Annotated in this window: 25 protein-coding genes and 1 other RNA gene; 13 read left to right on the top strand and 13 right to left on the bottom strand. The window is 65.7% G+C overall.

Going from position 1 to position 26,915, the window contains the following annotated elements; translation table 11 throughout:
* The first annotated feature begins 65 nt into the window (after positions 1-65).
* Positions 66-962, top strand: coding sequence for a DMT family transporter (locus ACNSTU_RS01920; RefSeq protein WP_290634965.1), 897 nt, complete (start codon positions 66-68; stop codon positions 960-962).
* Here ACNSTU_RS01920 and dapB read toward each other — a convergent pair whose 3' ends face one another.
* From dapB to hrcA, 5 genes are all read right to left on the bottom strand, one after another.
* Positions 963-1,775 carry a 4-hydroxy-tetrahydrodipicolinate reductase gene (dapB, locus tag ACNSTU_RS01915; RefSeq protein WP_290637588.1) on the bottom strand — a complete coding sequence of 271 codons (813 nt, stop codon included), beginning with the start codon at positions 1,773-1,775 and terminating at the stop codon, positions 963-965.
* Between the two features lie 28 nt (positions 1,776-1,803).
* Positions 1,804-2,934 carry a molecular chaperone DnaJ gene (gene dnaJ, locus ACNSTU_RS01910; RefSeq protein ID WP_290634961.1) on the bottom strand — a complete coding sequence of 377 codons (1,131 nt, stop codon included), beginning with the start codon at positions 2,932-2,934 and terminating at the stop codon, positions 1,804-1,806.
* A 126-nt stretch (positions 2,935-3,060) separates the two neighbouring features.
* Positions 3,061-4,986 (bottom strand): molecular chaperone DnaK, encoded by a 1,926-nt coding sequence (gene dnaK / locus ACNSTU_RS01905; protein ID WP_290634959.1) that lies wholly within the window; start codon positions 4,984-4,986, stop codon positions 3,061-3,063.
* Between the two features lie 101 nt (positions 4,987-5,087).
* On the bottom strand, positions 5,088-5,714 hold the full coding sequence (grpE, locus tag ACNSTU_RS01900; protein WP_290634958.1) for a nucleotide exchange factor GrpE: 627 nt from the start codon (positions 5,712-5,714) through the stop codon (positions 5,088-5,090).
* Positions 5,715-5,840: 126 nt separating this feature from the next.
* Positions 5,841-6,899 carry a heat-inducible transcriptional repressor HrcA gene (hrcA, locus tag ACNSTU_RS01895; protein WP_290634956.1) on the bottom strand — a complete coding sequence of 353 codons (1,059 nt, stop codon included), beginning with the start codon at positions 6,897-6,899 and terminating at the stop codon, positions 5,841-5,843.
* 377 nt (positions 6,900-7,276) lie between these two features.
* Between hrcA and recN the strand changes: the two genes are divergently transcribed.
* Both recN and ACNSTU_RS01885 read left to right on the top strand, forming a co-directional pair.
* On the top strand, positions 7,277-8,950 hold the full coding sequence (recN, locus tag ACNSTU_RS01890; RefSeq protein ID WP_290634954.1) for a DNA repair protein RecN: 1,674 nt from the start codon (positions 7,277-7,279) through the stop codon (positions 8,948-8,950).
* A 90-nt stretch (positions 8,951-9,040) separates the two neighbouring features.
* Positions 9,041-9,385 carry an outer membrane protein assembly factor BamE gene (locus ACNSTU_RS01885; RefSeq protein ID WP_290634952.1) on the top strand — a complete coding sequence of 115 codons (345 nt, stop codon included), beginning with the start codon at positions 9,041-9,043 and terminating at the stop codon, positions 9,383-9,385.
* 6 nt (positions 9,386-9,391) lie between these two features.
* On the opposite strand, the gene ACNSTU_RS01880 is transcribed toward ACNSTU_RS01885, so the two are convergent.
* The 3 genes from ACNSTU_RS01880 to ACNSTU_RS01870 are packed head-to-tail and all read right to left on the bottom strand — an operon-like array spanning position 9,392 to position 11,563.
* The gene (locus ACNSTU_RS01880) at positions 9,392-9,688 is read right to left on the bottom strand and encodes an RnfH family protein (protein ID WP_290634950.1); all 297 of its coding nucleotides are present in this window, start codon (positions 9,686-9,688) and stop codon (positions 9,392-9,394) included.
* Entirely contained in the window at positions 9,669-10,112 is a 444-nt protein-coding gene (locus ACNSTU_RS01875) for a type II toxin-antitoxin system RatA family toxin (RefSeq protein WP_290634948.1), read from the bottom strand. Before ACNSTU_RS01875 ends, ACNSTU_RS01880 begins: the two co-directional genes overlap by 20 nt.
* Positions 10,113-10,168: 56 nt before the next feature.
* Positions 10,169-11,563 carry a sodium-dependent transporter gene (locus ACNSTU_RS01870; RefSeq protein WP_290634946.1) on the bottom strand — a complete coding sequence of 465 codons (1,395 nt, stop codon included), beginning with the start codon at positions 11,561-11,563 and terminating at the stop codon, positions 10,169-10,171.
* 149 nt (positions 11,564-11,712) lie between these two features.
* On the opposite strand from ACNSTU_RS01870, the gene smpB reads away from it, so the two are divergent.
* Together smpB and ssrA are read left to right on the top strand one after the other, a co-directional pair.
* A complete protein-coding gene (gene smpB, locus ACNSTU_RS01865; RefSeq protein ID WP_290634944.1) occupies positions 11,713-12,204 on the top strand; it encodes an SsrA-binding protein SmpB in 492 nt (163 codons plus the stop codon).
* A gap of 60 nt (positions 12,205-12,264) precedes the next feature.
* Positions 12,265-12,628, top strand: a transfer-messenger RNA (tmRNA) gene (ssrA, locus tag ACNSTU_RS01860).
* A 25-nt stretch (positions 12,629-12,653) separates the two neighbouring features.
* Here ssrA and ACNSTU_RS01855 read toward each other — a convergent pair.
* Positions 12,654-13,583 (bottom strand): DMT family transporter, encoded by a 930-nt coding sequence (locus ACNSTU_RS01855; protein WP_290633712.1) that lies wholly within the window; start codon positions 13,581-13,583, stop codon positions 12,654-12,656.
* Positions 13,584-13,687: 104 nt separating this feature from the next.
* On the opposite strand from ACNSTU_RS01855, the gene ACNSTU_RS01850 reads away from it, so the two are divergent.
* Complete coding sequence (locus ACNSTU_RS01850) at positions 13,688-14,578, top strand: LysR substrate-binding domain-containing protein (protein WP_290633710.1); 891 nt, start codon at positions 13,688-13,690, stop codon at positions 14,576-14,578.
* Positions 14,579-14,596: 18 nt separating this feature from the next.
* Here ACNSTU_RS01850 and ACNSTU_RS01845 read toward each other — a convergent pair whose 3' ends face one another.
* Together ACNSTU_RS01845 and ACNSTU_RS01840 are read right to left on the bottom strand one after the other, a co-directional pair.
* On the bottom strand, positions 14,597-16,057 hold the full coding sequence (locus ACNSTU_RS01845) for an esterase/lipase family protein (RefSeq protein WP_290633709.1): 1,461 nt from the start codon (positions 16,055-16,057) through the stop codon (positions 14,597-14,599).
* A 10-nt stretch (positions 16,058-16,067) separates the two neighbouring features.
* The gene (locus ACNSTU_RS01840) at positions 16,068-16,439 is read right to left on the bottom strand and encodes a hypothetical protein (RefSeq protein WP_290633708.1); all 372 of its coding nucleotides are present in this window, start codon (positions 16,437-16,439) and stop codon (positions 16,068-16,070) included.
* A gap of 347 nt (positions 16,440-16,786) precedes the next feature.
* Here ACNSTU_RS01840 and ACNSTU_RS01835 point away from each other — a divergent pair, with 347 nt between their 5' ends.
* Complete coding sequence (locus tag ACNSTU_RS01835) at positions 16,787-17,953, top strand: cation diffusion facilitator family transporter (protein ID WP_290633707.1); 1,167 nt, start codon at positions 16,787-16,789, stop codon at positions 17,951-17,953.
* 5 nt (positions 17,954-17,958) lie between these two features.
* On the opposite strand, the gene ACNSTU_RS01830 is transcribed toward ACNSTU_RS01835, so the two are convergent.
* Positions 17,959-18,894: a ring-cleaving dioxygenase gene (locus ACNSTU_RS01830; RefSeq protein ID WP_290633706.1), complete on the bottom strand. Its 936-nt coding sequence runs from the start codon at positions 18,892-18,894 to the stop codon at positions 17,959-17,961.
* Positions 18,895-19,189: 295 nt separating this feature from the next.
* Here ACNSTU_RS01830 and ACNSTU_RS01825 point away from each other — a divergent pair, with 295 nt between their 5' ends.
* Both ACNSTU_RS01825 and ACNSTU_RS01820 read left to right on the top strand, forming a co-directional pair.
* On the top strand, positions 19,190-20,083 hold the full coding sequence (locus tag ACNSTU_RS01825; RefSeq protein ID WP_290633705.1) for a LysR family transcriptional regulator: 894 nt from the start codon (positions 19,190-19,192) through the stop codon (positions 20,081-20,083).
* 41 nt (positions 20,084-20,124) lie between these two features.
* Positions 20,125-20,970 (top strand): AAA family ATPase, encoded by an 846-nt coding sequence (locus tag ACNSTU_RS01820; RefSeq protein WP_418212032.1) that lies wholly within the window; start codon positions 20,125-20,127, stop codon positions 20,968-20,970.
* A gap of 34 nt (positions 20,971-21,004) precedes the next feature.
* On the opposite strand, the gene ACNSTU_RS01815 is transcribed toward ACNSTU_RS01820, so the two are convergent.
* On the bottom strand, positions 21,005-21,946 hold the full coding sequence (locus tag ACNSTU_RS01815) for a M23 family metallopeptidase (protein ID WP_290633703.1): 942 nt from the start codon (positions 21,944-21,946) through the stop codon (positions 21,005-21,007).
* A 186-nt stretch (positions 21,947-22,132) separates the two neighbouring features.
* Between ACNSTU_RS01815 and ACNSTU_RS01810 the strand changes: the two genes are divergently transcribed.
* From ACNSTU_RS01810 to ACNSTU_RS01795, 4 genes are read left to right on the top strand one after another with little or no spacing between them, the layout of a single operon-like run.
* The gene (locus ACNSTU_RS01810) at positions 22,133-22,936 is read left to right on the top strand and encodes a response regulator (protein ID WP_290633702.1); all 804 of its coding nucleotides are present in this window, start codon (positions 22,133-22,135) and stop codon (positions 22,934-22,936) included.
* Positions 22,937-22,988: 52 nt separating this feature from the next.
* Positions 22,989-23,906, top strand: coding sequence for an AAA family ATPase (locus ACNSTU_RS01805; RefSeq protein WP_290633701.1), 918 nt, complete (start codon positions 22,989-22,991; stop codon positions 23,904-23,906).
* Positions 23,903-24,865: a DUF58 domain-containing protein gene (locus tag ACNSTU_RS01800; RefSeq protein ID WP_290633700.1), complete on the top strand. Its 963-nt coding sequence runs from the start codon at positions 23,903-23,905 to the stop codon at positions 24,863-24,865. Before ACNSTU_RS01805 ends, ACNSTU_RS01800 begins: the two co-directional genes overlap by 4 nt.
* Complete coding sequence (locus ACNSTU_RS01795; RefSeq protein WP_290637289.1) at positions 24,862-26,883, top strand: transglutaminase TgpA family protein; 2,022 nt, start codon at positions 24,862-24,864, stop codon at positions 26,881-26,883. Before ACNSTU_RS01800 ends, ACNSTU_RS01795 begins: the two co-directional genes overlap by 4 nt.
* Positions 26,884-26,915: the final 32 nt, after the last annotated feature.

The raw sequence follows: 26,915 nt of genomic DNA, 5'->3' as shown, positions 1-26,915 counted from the left end.
CGGCACTGCACGAAAAACCCGGCCTCCGCGCCGGGTTTTTTATGACCACGAAACCTGATGGATACATGGCGAACCAAGCACACGACAATGCCGCTGTCATCGGGCTCATTCTGGTGTTCACCGGGGCCATTCTCTGGGGTACGGCGGGACCGGCGTCACAGTTCCTCTACGACGGCACGGACACGTCGCCCATGGCGGTGGCGCTTCTGCGTATCGCCCTGGCGGCCCCGCTCCTGCTCCTTGTCGCGGCCCCGGCGCTGCGCCGGCACTGGCGGGACCTGCGATCGCGCCTGGGCACGGTCCTGATTGGCGGCGTCTGCATCGCCCTCTATCAGACCTTCTACTTCCAGGCCGTGGCGGTCTCCGGTGTCACGTTGGCCACACTCACGGCGCTGTGCCCTGTCCCCGTCCTGGTGGCGGTACTGGCGCGGGTGGTGCTGGGTGAACGGGACCGACCCATCCCGTGGTTGGGCATCATTGCGGCCTCGGCCGGGACGCTGCTCCTGGTGGGGACTCCGGGGACCAGCGCCCCCGCCTCCCAGCTCGCACAAGGCGCGGCACTCGGCCTCATGGCCAGCCTCGCCTTCTCCGGCATCGCGCTCACGGGGCGGGCACTGGGCGAGAGCGTGCCACCCCTGGCCGTGACGGCGGCATTCTTCACTGTGGGCGCCGTGGCGCTGTCGCCAGTGATACTGGCCGTGCCACAGGGCATTGCCGCGGCCTTCGACAGTGTCGGTATGGTGGCGTTTCTGGTCCTGGTGCCGACGGTGGTTGCCTACAGCCTGTTCTACGGCGGTGTTGGTCGCACACCGGCGGCCGTCACGGGCGTGTTGATTGTCGCGGAGCCGCTGACCGCCGCGACGCTCGGCTGGGCTCTGTTCGATGAAGGCCTCAGCACCATGCAGATTACCGGAGCCGCGCTGCTCTGCGTAGCCATGGTCAAGGCGGCGCTGGAACGATAATCAGACCGTCCGCAAGCCGAGGACATCTTCCATGTCGTAGACGCCCGGCGGCTGACTTCGCACCCACGTGGCACTGCGGACGGCACCGCGGGCAAACGTCATGCGGCTGCTGGCACGGTGGGAAATTTCCATGCGCTCACCGAGCCCCAAGAACATCACCGTGTGGTCACCGACCACGTCGCCGCCCCGGATCGTCTCGAAGCCGATGGTCTTGCTGTCCCGCTGGCCGGTCTGCCCTTCCCGGCCATATACGGCGCAATCGCGGAGATCGCGACCGAGCGCATCGGCGACCACCTCACCCATTCGCAGGGCGGTACCGGACGGCGCATCGATCTTGTGGCGGTGGTGCGCTTCCACCACCTCCACATCGTATTCGTCGCCAAGGGCACGGGCAGCCGTGGCAAGAAGACTCAGCGTCAGGGTGACACCGACGCTGTAGTTGGCGGCATGGACCACAGGGATGTGCGCGGCGCCGTCCCGCAGCTGCCGTTTCTGGTCGTCGTCAAGACCGGTGGTGCCAATGACCATGGCCACTCCGGCCGCCGCGCACGCCTGTACGTTGGCGACGGTCGCATCCGGGAGTGTGAAGTCGATGACCACGTCCAGCTGCGGCAACACCGCGGCCAGGTCGTCGCCAACGGGAACGCCGATCGCCCCCTCGCCCGCCAGTTCGCCGGCATCGACACCGATCAGGGAGGAGCCCGGCCGCTCCAGAGCGGCGCCGAGTTCCAGATCCTCGTGCTCCCGCGTCGCCGCGATGAGATTGCGGCCCATGCGCCCGCCGGCGCCACAGATTCCGATGCGAATGGCCATGTTCGGCGACTCCCTGATCGTTTCCGGTTCAGAACTTCAACTCATCGAAGAACCGCCTGGCCTTGTCGAGCCAGGAGCTGCCCTCGGGATTGTGCTTTCTGCCGCCGGCATCCAGCGTCTCGCCGAAGCGCTGCAGCAGTTCCTTCTGTTCGCGGGTGAGATTGACGGGGGTCTCCACCTGCACGCGGCACAGCAGGTCGCCCTGGGCGCCACCGCGCACTGGCTTCACGCCCTTGCCGCGAATCTTGAAGGTCTTGCCGGTCTGGGTTCCCGGGGGAATACGCAGGTTCACCCGGCCTTCCAGCGTGGGCACTTCCAGCTCTCCGCCGAGCGCCGCAGTCACCACGTTGATGGGTACGGTGCAGCGAAGGTTGGCGCCGTCGCGGGTGAAGATCGGGTGCTCCCGGACCATCACCTGCACGTAGAGGTCCCCGGGCGGGCCACCGCGTTCGCCGGGCTCACCCTCCCCGGAGAGGCGGATGCGGTCGCCGGTATCGACACCGGCCGGGATCTTGACGTTGAGTTCCTTGGTCTCTTCGATCCGGCCGTCACCACCACAGGAACCGCAGGGGTCGGTGACAATCGCACCGGTGCCGCCGCAGCGCGGACAGGTCTGCTGAATCGAGAAAAAGCCCTGCTGGACGCGCACGTCCCCGTGACCCTGACAGGTCGGGCAGGTCTCGGGCGCCTTGCCGTCGGCCTGGCCCTTGCCATCACAGGCGCTGCAGGTCGACCACGTGGGAATATTGAGGGTCGCCTCCTTGCCGAAGACGGCCTCCTCCAGCGACAGATCCAGGTTGTAGCGCAAGTCGGCACCACGGAACATGCGCCCACCGCGTCCGCCGCCGCCACCGAAGATGTCGCCGAAGACGTCGGAGAAGATATCGGAGAAGCTGGCACCGCCACCGCCGCGTGCGCCACCACCCATGCCGCCGTCAACACCGGCGTGACCAAACTGGTCGTAGGCGGCGCGTTTCTGGGGGTCGGCCAGCACTTCGTAGGCCTCCTTGACCTCCTTGAAACGAACTTCTGCGTCCTCGTCATCCGGATTCCGGTCCGGATGGTATTTCATGGCGAGTTTTCGATACGCCTTCTTGATCTCGTCGTCCGAGGCGTTCTTCTGCAGCCCCAGTATTTCGTAGTAATCACGCTGCGCCATGATCGCATCGTCCCCTGCTTGGTTCGGCGGTATCTGATCCGTTCAGCCATGATGTGACGTCGCCGCCACGCAGAACGGGCGCGGGGAAACCCCGCGCCCGTCCATGAGCCCCGAAAGGCGGGCCGATCACTTCTTGTCGTCGTCTTCCTTGACTTCCTCGAACTCCGCGTCGACCACGTCGTCCGATTCGCCCTGACCCTGGCTCTCGGCGCCGGCCTCGGCAGCGCCCTCGGCCTGCTGGCTGTACATCTTCTCGGCCAGCTTGCCGGAAGCCTCACCCAGCTTCTGGGTCTTGGCTTCGATCTCGGCCTTGTCCTCGCCCTTATTGGCCTCTTCCAGTTCGCTGATGGCCGTCTCGATCTCCTGCTTCTCGTCGGCGGAGATGTTGTCGCCCATCTCGTCCAGCGACTTGCGCGTGGCGTGGATGAGGTTTTCACCCTGGTTGCGGGCCTCGACGAGTTCGCGCATCTTGCGGTCTTCCTCGGCGTTCGCCTCGGCGTCCTGCACCATGCGCTCGATCTCGTCGTCGCTCAGGCCGCTGGAGGCCTTGATGACGATGGACTGCTCCTTGCCGGTGGCCTTGTCCTTGGCGGACACGTTGAGGATGCCGTTGGCGTCGATGTCGAAGTTGACCTCGACCTGCGGCACGCCCCGTGGCGCCGGCGGAATGTCCGACAGGTCGAACCGGCCCAGGGACTTGTTGCCGCTGGCCATCTCGCGCTCGCCCTGCAGGACGTGGACCGTCACGGCCGTCTGGTTATCCTCGGCCGTGGAGAACACCTGGCTCGCCTTGGTCGGGATGGTGGTGTTCTTCTCGATCAGCTTGGTCATCACGCCGCCCATGGTCTCGATCCCCAGGGACAGCGGGGTCACGTCCAGCAGGAGCACGTCCTTGACGTCGCCACCCAGCACACCGCCCTGGATCGCGGCACCAACGGCCACCGCCTCATCCGGGTTCACGTCCTTGCGCGGATCCTTGCCGAAGAAGTCCTTCACGGCTTCCTGCACCTTCGGCATACGCGTCTGGCCGCCGACGAGAATGACTTCGTCGACCTCGGAGCCGCTCAGTCCGGCATCCTTCAGCGCGGTCTTGCACGGCTCGATGGTACGCTTGACCAGGTCGTCCACCATGGACTCGAACTTGGCCCGGGTCAGCTTCACCGCCAGGTGCTTGGGACCGTTCTGGTCGGCCGTGATGTACGGCAGGTTGACCTCGGTCTGCTGGCCGGAGGACAGCTCGATCTTCGCCTTCTCCGCCGCTTCCTTCAGCCGCTGCACGGCCAGACGGTCGCTGCTCAGGTCGATGCCCTGATCCTTCTTGAACTCGGAGATCAGGTAATCGATGACGGCTCGGTCGAAGTCTTCACCGCCCAGGAACGTGTCGCCATTGGTCGCCAGCACCTCGAACTGGTGCTCACCGTCCACTTCGGCAATCTCGATGATGGAGATATCGAACGTACCACCACCCAGGTCGTAGACCGCTACCTTGCGGTCGCCGCCCTTCTTGTCCAGACCATAGGCCAGTGCGGCAGCGGTGGGCTCGTTGATGATGCGCTTGACCTCGAGCCCGGCGATCTTGCCGGCATCCTTGGTAGCCTGACGCTGGTTGTCGTTGAAGTAGGCCGGCACGGTGATCACCGCTTCGGTGACCTCCTCGCCCAGGTAGTCTTCGGCCGTCTGCTTCATCTTCTGCAGCACACGGGCGGAGATTTCCGGCGGCGCCATCTTCTTGTCGCGCACCGAGACCCAGGCGTCGCCGTTGTCGGCCTCGACGATGTGGTAGGGCATCTCGCGCACGTCACGCTGCACCACATCTTCCTTGAACTGCCGGCCGATCAGGCGCTTGACCGCGTGCAGGGTGTTCTCCGGGTTGGTGACCGCCTGGCGCTTGGCCGGCGCACCCACCATGATCTCGCCATCCTCGGCGAACGCCACCACGGACGGCGTGGTGCGATCACCTTCACTGTTCTCGATGACTCGGGCCTGTCCGCCATCCATGACGGCCACGCAGGAGTTCGTGGTGCCCAGGTCGATACCGATAATCTTACCCATTTGATCCTCTCCTAAATGATTCTGCCAATTCTCGCGTTACGGCAATCTGTTGTGCTGATCCCATACATTTGGGCGTCCGCCGGTTTTTCAAGGTGATGCGGTCAGGCCTGCTCGTCGATGTGACCACCCTGCTGCTGGTCGGCATCCTTGGACACGATCACCATGGCCGGGCGCAGCAGCCGGTCGTTGAGCAGATACCCCTTCTGCACCACGTGAATGACCGTGTTCGGCTCGTGCTCGGCGGATGGCTGCATGGCCATGGCCTCGTGGCGTTCCGGATCGAACTTCTGGCCCATGGGCTCCACTTCGGAGATCTGGAACTTCTCCATGGCCTGGCTCAGCATCTTGAGCGTGAGCTCGCTCCCCTCGGCCAGTTTTGCCACATCGGCATTGGCCTCCTGAGCGGCGGCAAGACCCATTTCCAGGCTGTCCTTGACCGGCAACAGCTCGGCGGCAAGCTTCTCCAGGCCCTGTCGCTTCGCCTGTTCCACGTCCTTCTCCAGGCGCCGGCGCGCGTTATCCATTTCGGCGCGTGCCCGCAGGTACTGGTTCCAGTTGTCCTCGGCGCGTGCCTCCGCGTCGTCGAGCTTCTGCTCGAGCTCCTGGACGCGCGGATCATCGCCTTCGCCGGGGGCGGCCTCGCCCTCATCCACCTGTTCCGGCTCGAGGTCTTGCCTGTCCTGGTTCTCCGGATCGTCCTTCCGCGCGTTCTGATCCTTCTCAGACATGCACTCTCTCCACGTTTCGTCATACGGCAAACCCGGCTGCAACACCTTGTTGTGCCGGACAATACAACCCAAACAGACAGCATTACGCCTGGCGGGCGCAATGCATCCCTAGCGAGTAGATGGGGATCAATGGGATTGATTCAAGGCGGAACCAAGCAATTTCGCCGTCATGTCCACGATCGGGATGACCCGATCGTACTCCATCCGCGTCGGACCGATGACACCGAGCACGCCCAGCACTTCCCCTTCGGCCGAGTACGGCGAGGTAACCAGACTGCAGCCATCGAACACCTTGTAGCCGGACTCCTGGCCGATGAATATCTGCACACCGTCGGCGGCCAGGGACTGATCCAGCAGGTGGAGGATGTCGCGCTTCTCGGTGAACGCCTGGAACAGGCTGCGAAGCTTCTCGACGTTGGAGAGTTCCTGGAACTCCATGAGGTTGGTCTGACCGGCAACCACGTAGTCTTCACCATCGGCCGGATCGTCGCCCCCGAAGACCTTGCCGCCCAGCTCGATCACGGAGTTCATCAGGGCGTTCATCCGCTCCCTGTCCGACTCCATGCTGCGCAGGAGCTGATCCCGAACCGTGTCCACGCCACGGCCCGCGAACTCCGCATTCAGGTAGTTGGTCACCTGCTGGAGTTCGCTCTGCGAGTAGTCCCGGTCGGTGTGGACGATGCGGTTCTCCACGTCCTGCTCGTTGAAGACCAGTATGGCGAGAACGCGCCTGTCGCTGAGTGGCAGGAATTCGACATGGCGAAGCGATCGGGTCATGTGCCGCGGCAGAGTCACCACACCGGCCAGCCGGGTGAGTCCGGACAACAGATTGGACGCCGAATCCACGAGCGCATCCGGGCTCTGCCCTTCCGGCAGTTGCAGATCGGTTTCATGGACCACCTGCCGGCTCATGGACTGCACGGTCAGAAGCGTATCCACGAAGAACCGATACCCCTTGTCCGTGGGAATACGCCCTGCAGAGGTATGCGGCGAGCGCACGTACCCCAGCTCCTCCAGATCGGCCATGACGTTACGAATGGTCGCCGGGCTGACATCCAGCCCCGCCTCCCGCGTCAATGTTCTGGACCCGAGCGGAGAGCCGTCGCGGATGTAGCGCTTCACCATCACCTTCAGGAGGTGCTGTGCGCGCTCGTTGAGTTCTGACTCCGGACTGTTCCTGCTCATAGCCTCATCCGACCGATACCCTGGCGGTTGCCCGGGCACGCCGCCCACGGCCCCACCGGAGCCCGCTTCTGACGCCCTCCGGAACCGCCTGACTCAAGGGAATGGGTGGTGCCTGGATCGAACACCGTGAAGCGAACCCGCCGAAGAGGCGACCTGCCCCGTCTTCTTTAGCACTCGCCCGCGCGAGTGCTAAGAATCAAGCTACCAACGGCACCTGACCAAGTCAATTACGTGAACTGGACGCACAAGCTCCGTTACACTGCCGCCTGGGGAAACGCCGGGCACGATCAGGGAGAGGCCCGGAACCAACTTCGCGGGCACGCCTGCATCCGTTCGCCAGCGGTGCAGCCGGGCCGCTCTGCCGGGAACGCATACCGATGCTGAACCATCTGCACATCCGTGACTTCGCCATCGTCGATGAACTGGAGCTGGAGTTCGCCTCCGGCATGACCACCCTCACCGGGGAGACCGGCGCGGGCAAGTCCATCCTCCTGGACGCCCTCGGGCTCGCGCTCGGTGACCGCGCCTCTGCCGAGACCGTGCGCCCGGGTGCGGAGCGCGCCGAGATCATCGCCACGTTCGACATCGGCGGCCTCGCCGACTGCGCGGCGTGGCTGGCAGAGCAGGAGCTCGATGACGATGGCGAGTGCATGCTCCGCCGGGTCATCCAGGCGAGCGGCCGCTCCCGTGCATTCATCAACGGACGCCCCGTACCCCTGCAGCATCTGCGCGAACTGGGCGAGTTCCTGGTGGACATCCACGGGCAGCATGAGCACCAGTCACTCATGCGCCGTGACGTGCAGCGCATGATCGTGGACAACCATGCCGGCAACGGCGAGCTGCTTGCCGAAACAGCGCAGCTCCACCGCTCGCTGCAGGAGTGCGAGCAGGCCATGGACGCATTGCGCGGCGGTTTCGAGGATCAGGACGCCCGCCGCGACCTGCTTGCCTACCAGACCGGGGAGCTGGAAGCGCTGGATCTGTCGCCGGAAGCGCTCGACGCCCTGGACGCCGAGCACCGGCGGCTGGCGCATGCGGGCACGCTCGCAGAGGCGGGGCAACGGCTCCTGCAGACGCTGTACGAGGATGAGACCTCCGCGCAGTCGATCATCGGGCAGGCCGTACGCGAGGTGGAAGGACTGCTGGACAAGGACGCCAGTCTGGGCGATATCCACGAGCAGCTCACCGGCGCCCAGGCGCAGCTGGAAGAGGCCGTGGATGGCCTGCGGCGCCACCTGGACAACCTGGAGATGGATCCCGCCCGGCTTGCCGAAGTGGAAGAGCGGATTTCCACCCTCAGCGACCTGGCGCGCAAGCACAACGTGCGGGAGCAGGACCTGGGCGGTGTCTTCGAGACCCTGCGCGCGGAACTTGACGATCTGGAGCAAAGCGGTGAACGGCTGGCGGAGCTGCAACAGCAGCATGCGCAGCTCAAGGAGCGTTACCACGGTGTGGCGGAACAGCTCCGTCGCGCACGCCAGACTGCGGCGGACACATTGTCTGAGGGGGTGACCGCACAGCTGGGTGAGCTCAGCATGGGCGGCGCCGCCTTTCACGTGGAGGTCACGCCGCGGAGCAATGACGCCCCGACCCCGCACGGGCTCGATGACATCGCCTTCCAGGTGCGCACCAACGCCGGTCAGCCCTTCGGGCCGCTCAACCGGATCGCCTCCGGCGGTGAGCTCTCCCGGCTGAGCCTGGCGATCCAGGTGGCGGCGGCCGGAACCACCCGCATTCCCTCGCTGATCTTCGACGAGGCGGACTCCGGTATTGGCGGCGGTGTCGCGGAGGTCGTGGGTCGGCAGCTGCGCGCCCTGGGCAGGCATCACCAGGTGCTTTGCGTCACGCATCTGCCCCAGGTGGCCTCCCAGGCGCACCACCACCTGCAGGTCCACAAACGCTCCGGGGAACAGACAACGGCCACCACGGTCACACCTCTGGCACGCGACGAACGCATCCAGGAGGTGGCGCGCATGCTGGGCGGCATGGAGCTGACCCAGGCCACCATGGAACACGCCACGGAGATGGTCACCAACGCCGAGTCGGCATGATCGCGACGTCCGCCGCCGACGGGCAGTGAATCCACCCGGCCGTGTGCGTTATGATTCCGACATCACCAAAAAGGGTTTGAAATCGTACCGATGATGCGCGCGCTAATGATTTCCCTTGGCCTCGGCACGGCCGTGGCCATTACTGGATGCTCCTACAGCGACATCCCCTTCGCCTACGAGGTGCCCGTCCAGCAGGGCAACATCATCACGGAGGAGATGATCGCCGAGCTGGAGCCGGGCATGACGCGCCGTCAGGTGCAGTTCGTCCTGGGCACACCGGCCATCGAGGACATCTTCCGCGATGACCGCTGGGATTACATCCACACCGAAGCCGCCGGTGGCGGTGGACGCCCGGACCGGCTCACGGTCTTCTTCGACGGGGACCGTCTGGTGCGCGTGGAAGGGAACCTGGCGCCCGAAGACTTCGGCTCTTGACACCACCTACCGTGGAATCCGGGCCCGCTGGCGGCGCGCTTCTTTCGGGTCGATGACCAGCGGGCGATAGACCTCCACGCGATCACCGGCCCGCAGCGGGTGCTCATCCTCGACGGCGCGACCGTAGATGCCAATGGGTGAGGTTCGGGCGTCGATTTCGCCGAATACCTCGGAGATCCCCGACACCTGCACCGCCTCGCGGGCCGTGGTACCCGCCGGGACGCTCAGGTCGAGAACGCACTGGCGCTCCGGCCTGGCGTAGGCCACCTGGACCGCGATGGAGTCATCCGCTGCTGCGGCCATAGACCTCATCCGCCCGGGTCACGAACGAATCAACCATCCGGTTCGCCACCTGGTCGAACACCCGCCCGAAGGCCATGCGCACGATGCTGTTGCTGAACTCGAATTCCAGGTCGAGCGACACCTTGCTGGCATCCTCGCGCAACGGCTGAAAGCGCCAGTAGCCATCGAGACGCTTGAACGGCCCCTCGATCAGCCGGACTTCCAGCATCTTCCCCGGCTGCGCCCGGTTGCGCGTGGTGAACGAGCGCGAAACGCCCCCCTTGCTGATGGTAACGTAGGCCTTCAGTTCGTCCCCGCTGCGCTCGAGCACACCGCTGTCGCTGCACCAGGGCAGGAACTCCTGGTAGCGGTCCACGTCGTTGACCAGATCGAACATGGCTTTCGCCGAATGCGGTACCAGCGCGCTGCGGGAGATTGTCGTCATGGCTCAGTCACGGTTGTCCTCAGGGAATGCCGGCAGCGGACGCCAACACGGCGGGGTCACCACGGCAACAGGCCCGCAACTCTCGCCAAAAGGGCCAGCAGAATCAAGGGGGCCACGTACCGCAGCATGGGCACCCAGAACGTGTAACGCCAGTCTTCGCGCAGGCGCAACGCGCCACGGAGCGTCTCCTGCGGCATGCACCAGCCCACGAAAACCAGCAGTGCCAGCGCCACAGCGGGGATCACGACCCAGGCGACGAACTCGGTCACCCCCATCAGCGACAGTCCGCCATTCATTGACAGGCCCTCGCCCGGGCCGGCATCGAGCCAGCCACGCAGGGACCCCGCCACCAGTGCGCCTGCGAGCCACAACGCCGTAGCCACCATTGCAGTGGCCCGGGCGCGGCTCAACCGGCCCTGCTCGACCACTGCAGACACCACCACCTCCAGCAGTCCCACCACGGTGGTGAACACGGCCATCAGCAATACTGCATACAGCGCCACCAGCCCCTGGCGTGACCAGGACAGGCCGCCCATGGCGTCCGGCACGGCATGGAAGATCAGGGCGGGCCCTGCCTGCAGCCCGCCGCCGGGCATGCCCTGACCCGCCACCAGCGTGAACACCAGCACCGCGGCCACCAACCCGACGAGCGTGTCCAGCGCCAACGCGGCACCGGCCGTGCTGACGGTGGGGAACCGGTCCGGCAACGCCGCACCGAATGCCGTTGCAACGCCAAGCGCCACGGCCAGGGAGAACAGCGCGTGCTCGCCAGCCGCCTGGACCCCCGCCCACCCCAACTCATGGAAACGGAGTTCGAAGACGGTCCCCCAGGCACGAGCCAGGCCCAGCTCCTGACCAACGGCCCAGGCCAGCGCCACCATCACGACGACCATGGCGGGCACAAGCAGCCGCATCAGCGGCTGAATCCCCGCGCCGATCCCCCGGGAGACGGTGAGCGCCGCAGCGACAAGAAGTAGCGTGAACCAGAGCAGCAGGCGTTCGGCATCAGCCAGCAACTCGGCGAACACGGCCGTGTTCGTCACGGCATCGAAGTGAAGCACCGGTGCCGCAACAGCGCGATACAGGTATGCGCCGGCCCATCCGCCAACCAGGAGCTGCCCGAGCAGGGCAACGGCGGCAACGGCCACGGCCATCCAGCCGACGGCACGCCAGGTCGGTGCACTGCCCTGCTCTCGGGCGATGCGCTCCAGGCCGCTGGGCAATGTCCGGCGCATAGATCGGCCAATGCCCAGCTCGGCCAGCCAGAGCGGCAACGTGAGTGTGATCAGAAAGACGCCGTACAGGAGAAGAAACGCGCCACCGCCATGCTCGGCGGCCAGCACCGGAAAGCGCCATACGTTGCCTAGCCCGATGGACACGCCCGCCAGGGCAAAGACGAACGCGAACGACCCTGTCCACTCGCCCTGCAGCGAGCGCTTCGGAATGACCAAACATCCCCCCGCGCGGGACCCGTCAATCCCGCATCTGCAATAAATCGCCTTGGCGCATTCTCACCAACGCCCGGGTTCGGGACAACCGCCCGGGCCACGGAGTGTGATGCAGGTCCCGATGCTGGCCGCATGCCGCGGGTGCCGTTACAATGCGCGCCGTGAGCAAGAAAACCGCCAAGAAAGCCGACGACAGCAATGTCATTGCCATCAACCGGCGTGCCCGCCACGAATACTTCATTGAGGAGACATTCGAAGCGGGCCTGTCGCTGACCGGTTGGGAAGTGAAAAGCCTGCGCAACGGCCGCATCAACCTGACCGAGGGGTACGTCGTGATCCGGCGGGCCCAGGCGTGGCTTGTGGGCGCGAACATCCCGCCCCTCGCCACGGCTTCCACGCACGTGAAGCCGGATCCGACGCGCACGCGTAAGCTGTTGCTGCACAAGCGCGAGATCGCGCGGCTGCTGGGCGCGACCCAGCAGCAGGGTTACACTCTGGTGCCGCTGAAACTCTACTGGAAGCGCGGCCTGGCGAAGCTGGCCATCGGCCTGGCCAAGGGCAAGCAGAAGCACGACAAGCGCGAGACCAAGAAGCAGCAGGACTGGCAGCGGCAGAAGCAACGCATCCTCAAGCACAAGGTTTGATGCACGTAGCCTTGTATTTCCGGTACACTGGCCATACATCAAGTAGTAACGATTTGCTTCGGGGGTGACATGGTCTCGACGCGGGTCGTGAAACCTGAGGTGCATGCCGAGGACGTCATCTCACCTCGTAAAACATGATGGCCAACTTAAAATAGTTGCCAACGACGAAAACTACGCCCTAGCGGCCTAAATCCCGCTAGCCCCTGACCGGCAAGTGCCTGTGCTTCCGAATCAGGGGTCGTAGATCACAGGACAGCAGCGATGTGGTTCCGCCTGCACCATACGCTGTTAAATCAATCAGGCTAGTCAAGCGTGTTCCGCTGCCTGCCGGGAAGCGCTTGGCGAATGCAATAGGCGGGCTAAGCATGTAGATCCGAGGGTGGAGCTCCTGCGGACGGGGGTTCGAATCCCCCCACCTCCACCAACACCTGACAGGGAGCCGTTCAGCATCAGGCTGAGCGGCTCCGGTCTCTCCATCTGCCAGTAACTGCCCAGCCTCTTCCTGCACTGCTCCTGCGCAGCCAGGGTCCCTGACTGAACAGTGCTCCTGCGGCAATCGCCGCCGCTGCAATGAACAGTTCCGTGCTCGGGTCACTCAACCCAAGCGCGATGAGGAACACTGCGGCGACCACGGGGACCAGGTACGTCAGCACACTGACGAGGTTCGTGGGGCCGCAACGCAGGGCATAGCCCCAAGCCATGAATGCAATGCCGTACGGACCAATGCCGATGAGTCCGGCCGTGAGCCAGTCCGACGACGTGGTGGTCGCGGGCATCGTCTCGAACACCACGTGCAGGCCGAGGGCGATCAGGCTGGCATGGGCGAACAGCGACTGATAGCTCCGGGACGACAGAGGCCCCGCCTGGCGCAGAAACAGTGAAAAGGCGATCCAGGAGGCGCCACTGGCAAGCCCTGCCGCATAGGCTCCCACCGGTGTGGTCAGCCCCTGGCCGTCAGCGAGAATCAGCGGCGCCAGGCCTGCAAACGCGACCGCGGAACCGACCAGCGTCCGGGGTTTCAGGCCGCGACCGGCAAGCCGGTCGCAGATCAGCACGAAGCCCAGCGGCCACGTATACGTGATCAGAGTGATGCGGGCCGGGTCCCCGCTCTCCAGGGCCAGAAAATAGAAGTACAGCGCGCCGACCAGCCCGCCGACACCACCGGCCCAGTAACGCCAGCCGAACACCTGCCGTTCACTCCCCGGCAATGCCTGAAACCGTGCCATCACGGCAGACAGCCCGGCCGCGCAGGCCATGGCGACCACTGCCACGAGCATGGGCGGGAGCTCGGCCAGGCCGCGCAGCACCGGGAGACTTCCCCAAAGGCCGATCGTGAACAGACCTGCCGCGACGCCGGTAACTGCCGCTGCGTTAGCCATGCTTCCTCCCTGCTCATTGCTTGCCGTGTGTTGTGACGCGGCTTACGGTAGGGAAGGAACGCCAATCATGGAAACGACATATTATGATAAAGTGATCACGTATCATGATGACCAGTCACAGCTCGCAAAGACCGCTCGATCTCGTCGTCCTGCAGACGTTCGTCGGCGTTGTGGAAGCAGGTGGGTTCACGGCGGCGGCAGCGCACCTGCATCTGGCGCAATCCACGGTCAGCGCCCACATGGCCCGCCTGGAGGAGACGCTGGGATGTCAGCTGTTGCAGCGCGGCCAGCGTCTGGCAACACCGACCCCCGCCGGCGAACGGCTGCTCGTCCACGCACGGCAGATGCTGAAGCAGAACGCCCTCGCCTGGCAGGATGTCCTCGAACAGCGGCTGGACGGAGTCGTGCGGCTGGGCATTCCCGATGACTACGTGGTCTATCTGCCGGAGGCGCTGGCGGCGTTTGAATCACGGTTCCCGGGAGTGGATCTCGAAGTGCGCTGCGGGCTCAGTATCGACCTGGTCACGGACGTGCGCGCCGGTGCGCTGGATCTGGCCGTGGTTACGCGGCAGCCGAAGAGCCCCGGTGGCGAAGTGCTGCGCCGTGAGCCACTGGTGTGGGCCGGTTCGCCCATGCATGACACCCGCCATCGCTCTCCCCTGCCCCTGGCGCTCTCGCGGGAGGGCGTGTGCATCTTCCGCGACAGCGCGCTGTCAGCCCTCGACGCCGCCGGCCTGGAGTGGCGCGTGGCCTATACCAGCGCCAGCCTGTCCGGCCTGTGCTCGGCCGTTCATGCCGGGCTCGCCATCACCGTGCTGACACCGTCGATGCTCACCTCCGGAATGCGCGTGCTCGGCCCGGAGGACGGACTCCCCGAGCTGCCGGTCATCGAAGTCGCATTGCATCGCAGCCCTGGGCGACCCAACGAAGCGGCACGACAACTTGCCCTGCAGATTCAGGAACGCCTGGAAACCGGACCAATCGATCGGAGTTGATCACGCCCTACACAGGCCTCAGGGCGTCTCCCCCTCGTCGCGCACGCGAAGGACCAGTTCACCCCGTTCCAGATTATCCGCGCGCAACGGGAAGCGGATGTCGTCACTGCGCGAATGGCGCTGACCGCTGGCGGGCAGTTCACTGTCCAGCCCCGTCCAGCGGGCACGCACCAGACGGCCGGCACCCCCGTCGTCGTCCCGAATGCCGACGGTGAGCACGTCCTGGAACAGGTGTTCGCCGAAGTAGTGGTGATCGCGCAGGATGCGCCGGTTGCGCACGTAATGTGGGAGGATGCGCAGCCGGATCTGGAAATGGGAGTACCGGTCCCGCCGGCTGGGCCGCCGGGTGCGCATGAGGTAGGTGCGAAACAGTGTCTCGTGCCCCACCTCCAGCGCTTCGGCGTCAACCGTGAGCGCCGACCCGTGTTCCTCGCGCTGGTCCGTCATGACCGTCTCCTCGCCACGGATGACGACCGTTGTCTCGATCAACAGAAACCGCAGGTCCGCGTCATCGCGCAGCGCCGCCTTCAGGCGCACGCCCTCCAGGCGGATCTGCACGCTGGTGTCGCCGAACAGAAAGCGCTGCAGGTTCTGGTAGCCCTCCTCGGAGTTCACGATGCCGAGCGGGCCACTGTGGCTGCGGTAGACGAACGCGCGGCTGCTCCCTTTGACGTAGGCATGCTCCATCTGCACCAGCCCGTCGCTGCCCGGCCCCACGGCAAGCCGTGCCAGGCCGTAGTCGTTGTGGTTGGTGCCGATGAGTGAAAACACCCGCTCCGGCGGGTAATGTCCGCCGAGTTCATTGAGCCGCTTCTGGTCCCAGTCGCCGGGAAAACCGAGAAACTGGCGCATGCGGCGGGGCCCGAACGTATCCGAATCGTTCAGCCCCAGGAGATCGCGGACGCTGGTGAGAAACCCGAGGCCACGCCGGAAGTGGATGCCGTTGTGCGGCGTGGCGTAGGTGAACAACCTGGCGATGCGTGTCGGCGCCGCGTCCTGGAGCACATGCTGGATCAGGGAGCGACAGACGAGCCCGCCCATGGAGTGGGCGACCAGGTACACGCGGTCTGCTCCCGTCTGCGCCAGCACGAACCCCAGCAGTACACCAAGATCCGCCGCCAGGGCCTCGATGTCATCGCGGTCGCCGTCTCCGGTCCGCCGGGAGGTGGCATCATAGTAGCGGAAAACCCAGAGTGTCCGTTGCGGGAAACCGTCATCGGCGTAGCGCTGGTCCTCACCGTTGAGCAGTTCCACCGAACCGTCAGAGACGCGGGCGAAGACGTCATGGTAGTCGTGGTCTTTCATCAGCCGTACAAGCGGGCTCTCGAAGATCGCGCACTCCGGGGTCCCCTCCGGCCCGGTGCGCACCTGGGTGCTGCCGAGGTTGAAGCCGTAGTACGGGAGGTCGACCGTGGACTCCACGGCGCCCTGGGTGCCCGCATAGCCGCGCACGTAGATGATGGGGAGATAACCGGGCATGACACCCCTCCTAGACGACAATCCAGCCGACCAGTAACCCGCCGCCCAGAGTCATCAGCACGATCTGGGCCGACGCCAACCCGCCAACGGTGACCCCGCCACCGAGTCGATAGCCGCTCGTGCTCACGGGCTGTCCGTCAGGGTTGGTCAGCGGCAATTGCTCGACCACCGAGGCCAGTGCGCGGGTCAGGATGACGGCACAGAGTACCGAAAGCGCGAACGCGGTGATCGCAAGAATCAGCAACAACCGGGCGAGCCCTTGCGGATCTCCGCCCTGCAGTACCACCACACACCCGGTCGCTGCGGCGAAATCAACGCCGATGAGCCACTTGCTCCAGTCACGGAGCGAGTCGATAGCGTGCTTCTGGGTGTCCTGATCCATGGGCCGGCCCTCGCCGCCGTAGTACACAGGATCCGGGCCGAAGTATAGTCGGGAAAAAGACGGGCAGAAGGTATGCATCTGTCTGACCCGGACGCGGGCGCCGCAGTACGTCGTCTGCGATCCGGGTAATCCACAGCGGCTCGGGATTGACGCTGTAGCGCCTCCGGATCGCCCGGCGCGACCGCTCCGCCGGCACCACCGTCACGTGGCGGTTCGCGGTGCCCCCGGGCCACTCCCGCCGCCACGCCACGACGACCGCCAGCCGGACGGGTTATAGTGTGCTCCCTCCCGGCCCGCTCGCCGGGAAATCCACGACACGATGTCCTCCGGCATGCAGGAGCACTCCGGTGACCAGAACGGCCGACACCTCCAATGAGACGCGCGAGACCGGCGCCAAGCAGCGGGTCACATTGATCGGCGGCGCCATCAACCTGGTGCTCGGGCTCGGCAAGATCGTGGTCGGGTTCTTCGGCCAGTCCCAGGCGCTCATCGTCGACGGTATCCACTCCCTGTCGGATCTGGTCTCCGATGGCGTCGTGCTGCTCGCCTGCACCTACGGCAGCCGTGACGCCGACGGCGATCACCCCTACGGCCACGGCCGTATCGAGACCGTGGCATCGGCCGGCGTGGGTGCCATGCTGCTGCTGGTGGCCGGGGGGTTCATCTACGACGCCATCCAGCGGCTACTGATCAACCCCGACGCCCTGCTCGTACCGGGTTGGCTCGCCCTGTCGGTGGCCTGCGCATCCATCGTGATCAAGGAGGGCCTCTACCATTACACGCGAGTGGTGGCCAGGGAGGCGCGCTCGCGGCTGCTGGAAGCCAACGCCTGGCATCACCGCTCCGATGCCCTCTCCTCCCTGGTCGTCGTGGGCGGTATCGCCGGCGTGCTCATGGGGCTGCCCTGGCTCGACGCGGTCGCTGCCATCATTGTCGCCATCATGCTCGCCCACGTGGGCCTGCAGTTCGCCTGGCAATCGCTGCGCGAGCTGGTGGACACGGCGCTGACCCCCGAGGAGATCGCGGATATCGAGAGCGTGGTCCGGGACATCGACGGCGTCCGTGACGTACACGGGCTGCGCACCCGGCGCATGGGGCAGGACGCCCTGGCCGACCTGCACGTGGTGGTGGATCCGCGTCTGAGCGTCTCGGAAGGCCACCGCATCAGCGAGGAAGTCCATGACCGGCTCATGCGCGATATCCGGGATGTCAACGACGTGCTCGTCCACATCGAGCACGAGGACCCGGTATTCGACGAGGCAACCTTCGAGCTGCCCCTTCGGCGCGAGGTGGAACGGGATCTGGATGACTGCTGGGCCGACATGACCGCGGCCGGGTCCGTTGAGCGAATGGACCTGCACTACATGGAAGGCGCCCTGGAGGTGGAGATCCACCTGCCGTGGCGGCCGGACAGGGATCCGGCCGCCACGCGGGAGGAACTGGATGCGCTCGCCAGGCGGGCCGAGTCACTGGCCTATGTGGCAGCCTGCCGGATTCACTTCGTCGGACGCTGAGTCCGTCAGAGCGGTTTCAGCCGGCTCTCGATCTCCCGGCGCTGCGGCTCCAGGAACGGCGGCAACGCCAGTGACTCTCCCAGATGCTCCAGGGGTTCGTCGGTAGCAAAGCCGGGTTCATCCGTTGCCAGCTCGAAGAGAATGCCATTGGGCTCCCGGAAGTAGAGGCTACGGAAGTAGTAGCGATCCACCGGCCCGCTGAAGGGCAGCCGCACGCCGGAGAGATGCTCGGACCAGGCGTCGTACTCCGCCTCGGGAATGCGAAATGCCACGTGATGGACACCACCCGCTCCGGGTTGCGCCCGCGCCAGCTCCGGCTCCACGGCCACGTGCAACTCCGCCCCCGCGCCGCCTTCGCCCATGGAATAGACCAGCACATCGACACCCTCCCGGGCGTAGGAGCGCACCTGCGTCATGCCCAGCAGCGGCTTCAGCACCGCCTCCGTCGGCTCACGCTGACGGATGGTGATGGTGATCGGGCCAAGCCCCCGGATCTGGTGTTCCTCCGGCACCGGGCTGTCCTGCCACGGTGTTGCCGCGCCGTCGCCGCCATCGTCCACCAGGCTCAGGCGCTGGCCCTCCGGGTCTTCGAAATCCACGGTCAGCCGTCCATCCCGCTCGTGAATCGGGCCGTGGGCGACACCCAGGGTCTCGAAGCGGTCGCGCCACCAGCGCAACGTCGTCTCGCCAGCCACACGAAACGCGGTCTGGCTGATGCTTTGGCTTCCACGCCGCTCGGGCGGGGCCGGAAAGTCGAAGAACGTGATATCCGTCCCGGGGGAGCCAACACCGTCCGCATAGAACAGATGGTACGCCTCGGTCTGGTCCTGGTTGACCGTCTTCTTGACCAGCCTCAACCCGAGCGTACCGGTGTAGAAGGCGTGGTTGCCACTGGCATCGGCCGTAACCGCGGTCAGGTGGTGAATGCCCTTGAGTTGCATGGTCGTCATCTCCTGTGCGTCAGTGAGACGCATTGATCCAGTCACGGGTGAGAGCGGCAGCACGCGCTGTCCGGCAGCATCGGCCACCGCGGGGGCCTGTCGGTGCCGTCGCCCGCCTGGACGTGGTGGACAAAGGGCAGCTGGACCTGATTCATGAAAGCTCCTCCCGGCTGAACCGGGGAGTGGGCCATGGCCGTGGGCGTTGTGATTCACGACTAGTTGGCGCAGCATAATTATTCACATGGAAAACGAGAATACGGGCCATAAAAAATCGACTTTTCCGGAAATCACAACAATGAACCAGCTTGAAAGCATGAAATCCCTGGTGGCGGTGATCGAGCAAGGCGGCTTCAGTAGCGCTGCACGCCGGCTGCAGCGCTCCACGGCCAGCGTCAGCCGTCATGTCCAGGAGCTGGAGGCAGCCCTGGGCACGCGCCTTCTGGTGCGCACGACCCGGCGCGTTCACCCCACGGACACGGGTGACGCGTATTACCAGCGGTGTGTACGAATCCTGGAAGAGATCGCGGAAGCGGACGCGCTGGCCGGCGAGGACGCCGTGAAACCGCGCGGGCGATTGCGCGTCAACGCCCCGGTCTCGTTCGGACTGCGCCGCCTGCAGCGGTTGATACCCGATTACCTCGCAACCTATCCGGAGGTCCGACTGGACATCAGCCTCCATGACCGGCGTGTCGCCCTGGTGGAGGAAGGCTACGATCTGGTCATTCGCATCGGGGCCCTGCAGGACTCGTCACTGGTGGCCCGATGGATCGGCGCGTCCCGGATGATTCTCTGCGCCTCGCCCGGGTATCTGGCGGCCGCTCCACCATTGCAAACGCCGGGAGACCTCGCGAACCACAACTGCCTCTACTACAGCTATTTCGAGACCAGCGGACACCACACCTGGCTCTTCTCCGGCCCTGCCGGCGACGAACGGATCGCCATTGCCGGCAACTGCAAGATCAACAACGGCGACCTGCTGGCCGCGACCGCCGAGCACGGTGCAGGCGTCACCCTGCAGCCGGATTTCATTGTCGAAGACGCCATCGCAACGGGACGGCTGGTGCCCCTACTGCAGGACTGGGACGCAGGGACGCTGGGCATTCACGCCGTCTACCCGCACCGTCGCCATCTCTCGGCCAGAGTCCGCACGTTTCTCGATCATCTGCAGCAGCATCTGGCTCCGGTGTGATCGGGCCAGACAGCCCCATTTCTGGTCACAGTGTGCGGACCATGTCGCATTCTTGTACCCTGAGACAGCGCGATCATGAAAAATGCAGAAGTTCAGCCCACGCAGGGACGGAGCTGGAACACATTACCTTTTACAACCGTGACACTACCGGCCATGGTCCGGAGTCCAATCTGACCGTCGACACGCCCTCGCCTCCCCGGCTCGCGCCGGTGGACGAGTCGGTGACACGGCGGATCGTCGTCATCAACGGCAAAGGGGGATGCGGGAAGACCACGGTCGCGACAAACCTCGCGGTCTGGTATGCCCACCAGGGCCTCTACCCGGCGCTGTTCGATCACGATCCGCAGACGTCCAGCTCCCGCTGGCTCGCCTCACGGCCGGGCACAGCCCCGCCGATCCACGGTGTGTCGGTGCAGGAGCGCCAGAGCCTGGGGATCACGCGCAGCTGGCAGCTGCGTGTGCCGCTGGAGACCCGCCGCGTCATCAACGACACACCGGCCGGTGTGGCCGGGCTGGAGATGGTGGATCACGTCCAGGGGGCGGATGTCATCCTGATTCCGGTGCTGCCGTCGTCCATAGACATAGGCGCCGGCGCCGACTTCATACGGGATCTGCTGTTGAAGGCGAAAATCCGCCGGGACTCGAAAAGCGTGCGAATCGGCATCATCGCCAACCGTACCAAGGAACACACTGTCGCTCTGCAATCGCTCGAGCGGTTTCTGCAGAGCCTCAACATCCCGGTGGTGGCGCGCCTGCGGGATACGCAGAACTACCTTCACGCGGCGGAACAGGGACAGGGCATCGCGGAACTCCGCCACCCGTCCCGCTCGCTGGAGCGGGAACTGAAGGAGTGGCAGAGGCTCCTCAGCTGGGTGGAACAAGGCTGAGGCCACCGGGGAGCCGGCACCCGACCACGACCAGTTATTCTAGCGCCTCGATACTCTCCTGCACATTGCTCTCACGCATGGTGAGCCGGTGTACCGGCGCATTCAGGCGCATGCGGACGGCATCCAGGAGCGCGTCCCATTTGACGCGGCTCTTCTCCTCGAAGATGGTTTCGTAATCGCTGAGACTCCACTCGAGGAATGGCTCCGGGTTGAGGCGGCGCTGAATGTGCCAGACCTCGTAATGCAGGTGCGGCCCGGCGGTCACCCCGGTTTCGCCGCTGGTGGCAATCACCTCCCCCTTGCGCACGAAATCACCGGGCTCCACCTCGAAGCCGTCCAGGTGCGCGTAGTACGTGCGAAAACCGAAATTGTGGTTGACGATGATGAGATTGCCGAAGCCGCTGTCCTGGTGATAGCCAGCGTATTCGATGACGCCGTCCGCCGTAGTCATGACCGGCGTACCAACGGGTGCGCGAAGATCGATCCCCGGGTGGAACCGCCTCTCACCCTGCACGGGATGGGTCCGCCAGCCATACTCACTGGTGACACCCCGATTGCGCATAGGAAACCCGCTGGGGACATTCTGCAGAAAGGTGGTCCGCTCCAGCGCCGTATGGCTGGCGGTGTCGAGACGCCTGACGATGTCGGCATCGCCTTCCGGCTGTAGCCCGATCAGGCTCTCGATCTCGCCCAGCTCCGTGGTGACTACGTCCAGCTGGCTGTTCTTCTGCTCCACCGTTTCCATGAGCGCACCGTTGACCTCCTGCAGCCGGGCATACTCCTGCAGTGCGCTGTCACGGCGATCCTCGAGCGCTCCCACCTCGCTCTGCAACCAGACAATCACCCCGGCCCCGGCACTGAGAATCAGAATCAGCCCGAGCGCGAATATCAGTGCAAATGTCCGCGCCAGTTGATGCAGCGAGTACTGGCGCGATCCGCGAAAGTCGGTGATCGTGACCGTGAATTTCTGCCTCATCAGGCATGTGCCCCGGAATTGTTGTTGATCTGTGGGTCATCCGTGTCCCGCCACCCTGCGGTACCATATCGTCCAAGATGGTAATGCACAAAGGCCTGCGCAGACGCCAACCCGTTCTCACTACCACCACATCGCATCGGTTAGGCTGTCTACGTGCCCTAATACGCTGACCGGACAAGAACACCAATGGATGACGCGATCAGTATCGAGGACCTGACCATCCTCCTGGCGGAACCGTCTGCAACGCAGCGGCGAATCATCATCAATCATCTCAACGAGATGGGCATCGACAAGGTCGATGGCGTCGCCACCGGCGAGGAGGCCATGCTGGTCATGGACGCACGCCCACCCGACCTGGTTGCCAGCGCCATGTACTTCGACGACATGACCGGATCCGATCTGGTCACGCGCATGCGCGAAACGGGCTCGCTGGCGGACATCCCCTTCATGCTGGTCTCCAGCGAACAGCACCCCCACAATTTGGAGCCGATCCGTCAGGCGGGCGTCATCGCCATCCTGCCGAAACCGTTCCACGTGGACGCGCTGCGTACCGCCCTCGAGAACACGATCGGCCTTGTGGCGCCTCGCCCCCTTGAGCTCAGCTATTCCGACATCGAGGATCTGCACGTACTCATCGTCGACGACAGCCCCCTCTCCCGCCGGTTTCTCCGCACCGCCTTCACCCAGATGGGGCTGGAGCGCATCAGCGAGGCCGCCACGGGAGCGGATGCACTGGAGCTGTTGTCGCAGACGGAGTTCGATATCGTCGTCACCGACTACAACATGCCGGAGATGGACGGGCACGCGCTGGTGGAACACATCCGCCGCGAACCGACCCTGTCCCACATTCCGGTGCTGATGGTGACCTGCGAACAGGACGAAGCGCGGCTTTCGGCCGTCCGCCAGGCGGGAGTCTCCGCCCTGTGCGACAAGCCGTTCAATATGGGCACGGTCCGCGATCACCTGGCACGATTGATGGACGGCCACTGACACACCGCAACCAGCAACCGGGAGAGGGATCATCGTGTTGCACGGAGGCCTGATGCGCGGCCAGGAAACCAGCGTGGCGCCGCTCCTGCAGGCCGCGGAGACCGTCATCCTCGGCAAGACCGGGCAGGTCCGCCTTGCCATTGCCTGCCTGCTGGCCGAGGGACACCTGCTCATCGAAGACCTGCCCGGTGTGGGCAAGACCACGCTGGCGCACACCATCGGGCGCCTCCTGGGACTCGAGTTCCGGCGGCTCCAGTTCACCAGCGACATGCTGCCCGCCGACGTGGTGGGTGCCAGCATCTACGACCGCCACCACGCCCGTTTCGACTTTCACCCCGGACCGGTGTTCACGCAGCTCCTGCTGGCGGACGAGGTCAACCGTGCCACGCCCCGTACCCAGAGCGCGCTGCTCGAGGCGATGGAGGAGCGGCAGGTGACCACCGAAGGCGAGACACGCCCCCTGCCCGAGCCCTTTTTCGTCATCGCCACTCAGAACCCCGAGAACCAGGTGGGCACTTTCCCGCTCCCCGAGTCTCAGCTCGACCGTTTCCTGATGCGGATCAGCATCGGCTATCCGGACAGTCGCGCGGAACGCCAACTGCTGGCTGGTCAGGATCGCCGTCACCTGCTGGCGGAGACGCCCGCGGTGATGTCACCGGAGGGGCTGCAGCACGAGCAGGCGCAGGTGCGTGACGTCCACGCCTCCGACGCCCTGATCGCCTACGTGCAGGCGATTCTGGCTCATACCCGCTCGACGCCGGAACTGCAGCACGGCCTCTCTCCCCGTGCGGGACAGGCACTGCTGCGCGCCGCTCGCGCCTGGGCGCACCTGGACGGGCGCGACGCCGTTGTGCCGGAGGACGTCCAGGCCGTCTTTCCCAGTGTGGCCGGGCACCGGCTGCAGACGTGCAACACGGCAGGTGAGGCGGTGCCGGCGGAGGCCTTGCTCGCCGCCGTGCCGATTCCGTGACAGCCATCACCACACCGGCTGGCGTGCTGCAACGCTGGATCGACCGCCGCAGCCCGCTGACCCGCGCCGCGGAACTGCGCTACCGGACCATCTTCATCCTGCCCACCGGCGCCTGCCTGGTGTTCGCAGCCATGGTGGTCGCGATCTGGTTGGGCGCCGTGAACTACAGCAATAACATGGCGTTTCTGCTCTGTTTTCTTCTGGTCGGTTTCGCGCTTGTCGCAATCGTCCACACGTTCCGGAACCTGCACGGCGTCAACGTCACGGCACGGCCTCCCGCCGCCGTGTTTGCCGGGCAGCTGGCGCGCTTCACCGTGGACGTAACCAACCCTGCGCCACGCACGCGCATTGGCATTACCGTGTGGCAACCGGATCTGCCCGGACGCTGCGTCGACATCCCGCCGGAGGAGACGGCCACCGTCACCATCACCGTGGCGACCCGCGGGCGCGGCGTTGCCGCCCTGCCGCCACTGGTGGCCGAATCGCGCTTCCCGGCAGGGCTGTACCGGGCCTGGAGCAGAATCCGCCTGGACGCACAGTGTGTCGTCTACCCCGCGCCCGAGCACGGGGCAGTGCCACCGCCGGACGCGGACCGGAGCGGCCACCGGGACGCGACCACCGAGCCGGGCGACGACGATTTCACCGGCCTGCGCCGCTACCGCCCGGCGGACCCGCTGAAGCGGATCCACTGGCGCAGCCTTGCGCAGGAGCAGGAACTGCAGACGAAGCAGTTCAGCGGCGGCGGCAACCGGGCGTCGGTCTGGCTCGACTACCAGTCCCTTAACGGACTCGGCACCGAGGCCCGGCTCTCCCGCCTGTGTCGCTGGATTCTCGACGCCGAGCGGGAACACCGGGCGTACGGACTCGTGTTGCCGGGGGTGCGCATCGCGCCCGGTGTCGGAGCAGCTCACCGGCTCCGCTGCCTGGAGGCACTGGCACGGTTCCCGGAGGTCGCATGACCGCCCCGCCACCGGCAGGCATTGCCCATGACCGACTGAAATGGCTTCTGGCCGCCATGGGGCTGGTGATTGCACCGCATGCACTGCAACTCCCGCTGTGGCTCATCATCAGCGTGATCGCATGCGGTGGCCTTCGCTATCTGCTCAGTCTGCGCGGCGACGCCCTGCCCGGGCGCCTGACCCGCCTGCTGGCGGTGATCACGGCAACCGGCGCCATCTACGTGACCTACGGCACCATTCTCGGGCTCGATGCCGGCGTCGCGCTGCTGTCCCTGATGGCGGGTTTCAAGTTCCTGGAGCTGCGCAACGCGCGCGACGCCCTGGTGATCCTGCTGCTGGGCTACTTTCTGGTGGCCACCGCCTTTCTTTTCGACCAGAGCCTGCTAAGCGCGGCCCACGCCGCCGCCGCGACCTGGGCCTTGACCACCCTGCTCATCACCACGCAGGGCGCCAGCGACGCCAGCCCCGTCGGCGCCCACGCCCGGCTTGCCGGCACCATGCTGACGCAGGCGATACCGATCATGGTGCTGCTGTTTGCCCTGTTCCCCCGCATCCAGGGGCCACTCTGGGGCATGCCGGAAGACGCCTATGCGGCCATGACCGGCCTCAGTGATGAAATGACCCCGGGCGCGATCAGCAATCTGAGCCAGTCCACCGACCCGGCATTCCGTGTCGAGTTCACCGACGGCCCGCCGCCGCGGGGACAGCGATACTGGCGCGGGCCGGTCCTTGCCGCTTACGACGGCCAGACCTGGACGCAGGAACGCACCACCGGGCGGAACGCCACCGAGGTCCGAGCCCTGAGCGAACCCTCCCGCTATGTGGTCACGCTGGAACCCCACAACCAACCCTGGCTGCTCACTCTGGATGTCGCCACCTCCGTCGACCACACGGCCGAATTCGACCGCGCCCACCAGCTACGCAAGAGCACCCCGTTGCGTGAGCGCATCCGCTACGAGGCGCGATCCGCTCTGCACTACCAGCTCGGCCGTTCACTGGGCGACGGCGAGCGCCGGCGCCATCTTGCACTGCCGGACGATGCCCATCCGCAGGCCCGGGAGCTGGCCCGGCGCTGGCGCGACGAGGCCGGCGGCGACCGTGATGTGGTGGAACAGGGGCTGCGACACTTCGCCTCCGAGCCCTTTTCGTACACCCTCCAGCCCCCGCTGCTGGACGACGACAGCGTCGATCAGTTCCTGTTCGAAACCCGGGCCGGCTTCTGTGAGCACTACGCGTCGGCGTTCTCGGTCCTGATGCGCGCCGCCGACATCCCCGCGCGCGTGGTCACCGGGTACCTGGGAGGCCGCATGAACCCGGCCGGCGATTACATGATCGTGCGACAGTCCGATGCCCACGCCTGGGTGGAAGTCTGGCTGGAGGGCGAAGGCTGGGTCCGTGTCGACCCCACGGCCCAGGTGGCGCCGGAGCGCGTGGAGCACGGTCTCGCCGAAGCATTGCCCGATGGCGACCCCGCCCCCGGGGGCGTCACAGGCGGCGACGGACTGGTCGGGTCCCTGTCACTGCGCTGGGATGCCATGAATGCCTACTGGAACCGCTGGGTGCTCGCCTACGGGCCGACGCTGCAGGATAACCTGATGCAACGCCTGAGCCTGGGCTCGTGGCAGCGCGTGGTGATCGCCCTCACGGCCACCATGGCTCTGCTACTCGGCGCACTCGCGGCCCTACTCCTGTACCGCTCGCGTCCCCGGCCACCGGACCCCGCCACCCGCGCCTGGCGCACGTTCCGCCATCGTGCGGCACGCGCCGGCCTGCGTGCACCCGCCTCCGAGGGGCCGCACACCTTCGCCCGGCGGGCCGCCGCGCAGTGGCCGGATCAGGCCGAGGTCATCACCACGATCACGACGCATTACCTGCGCATCCGGTACGGCCGCCACCAGACGGCGGCGGACATGACCGCACTCCGCCGCGCCGTAAGGCGCTTCCGGCCATCGCGCATGTCAGGGGACGCACCGCGGGCGGCCGCAGAACCAGGGGCAGCGGGCTCGCACGCGGGCTGATCCGCGGCTACAGTCACTGGGAACACCGCGAA

Source organism: Aquisalimonas sp. APHAB1-3 (assembly GCF_048323695.1).
Taxonomy (GTDB): domain Bacteria; phylum Pseudomonadota; class Gammaproteobacteria; order Nitrococcales; family Aquisalimonadaceae; genus Aquisalimonas.
This window is presented reverse-complemented; position numbering and strand designations above follow the sequence as displayed.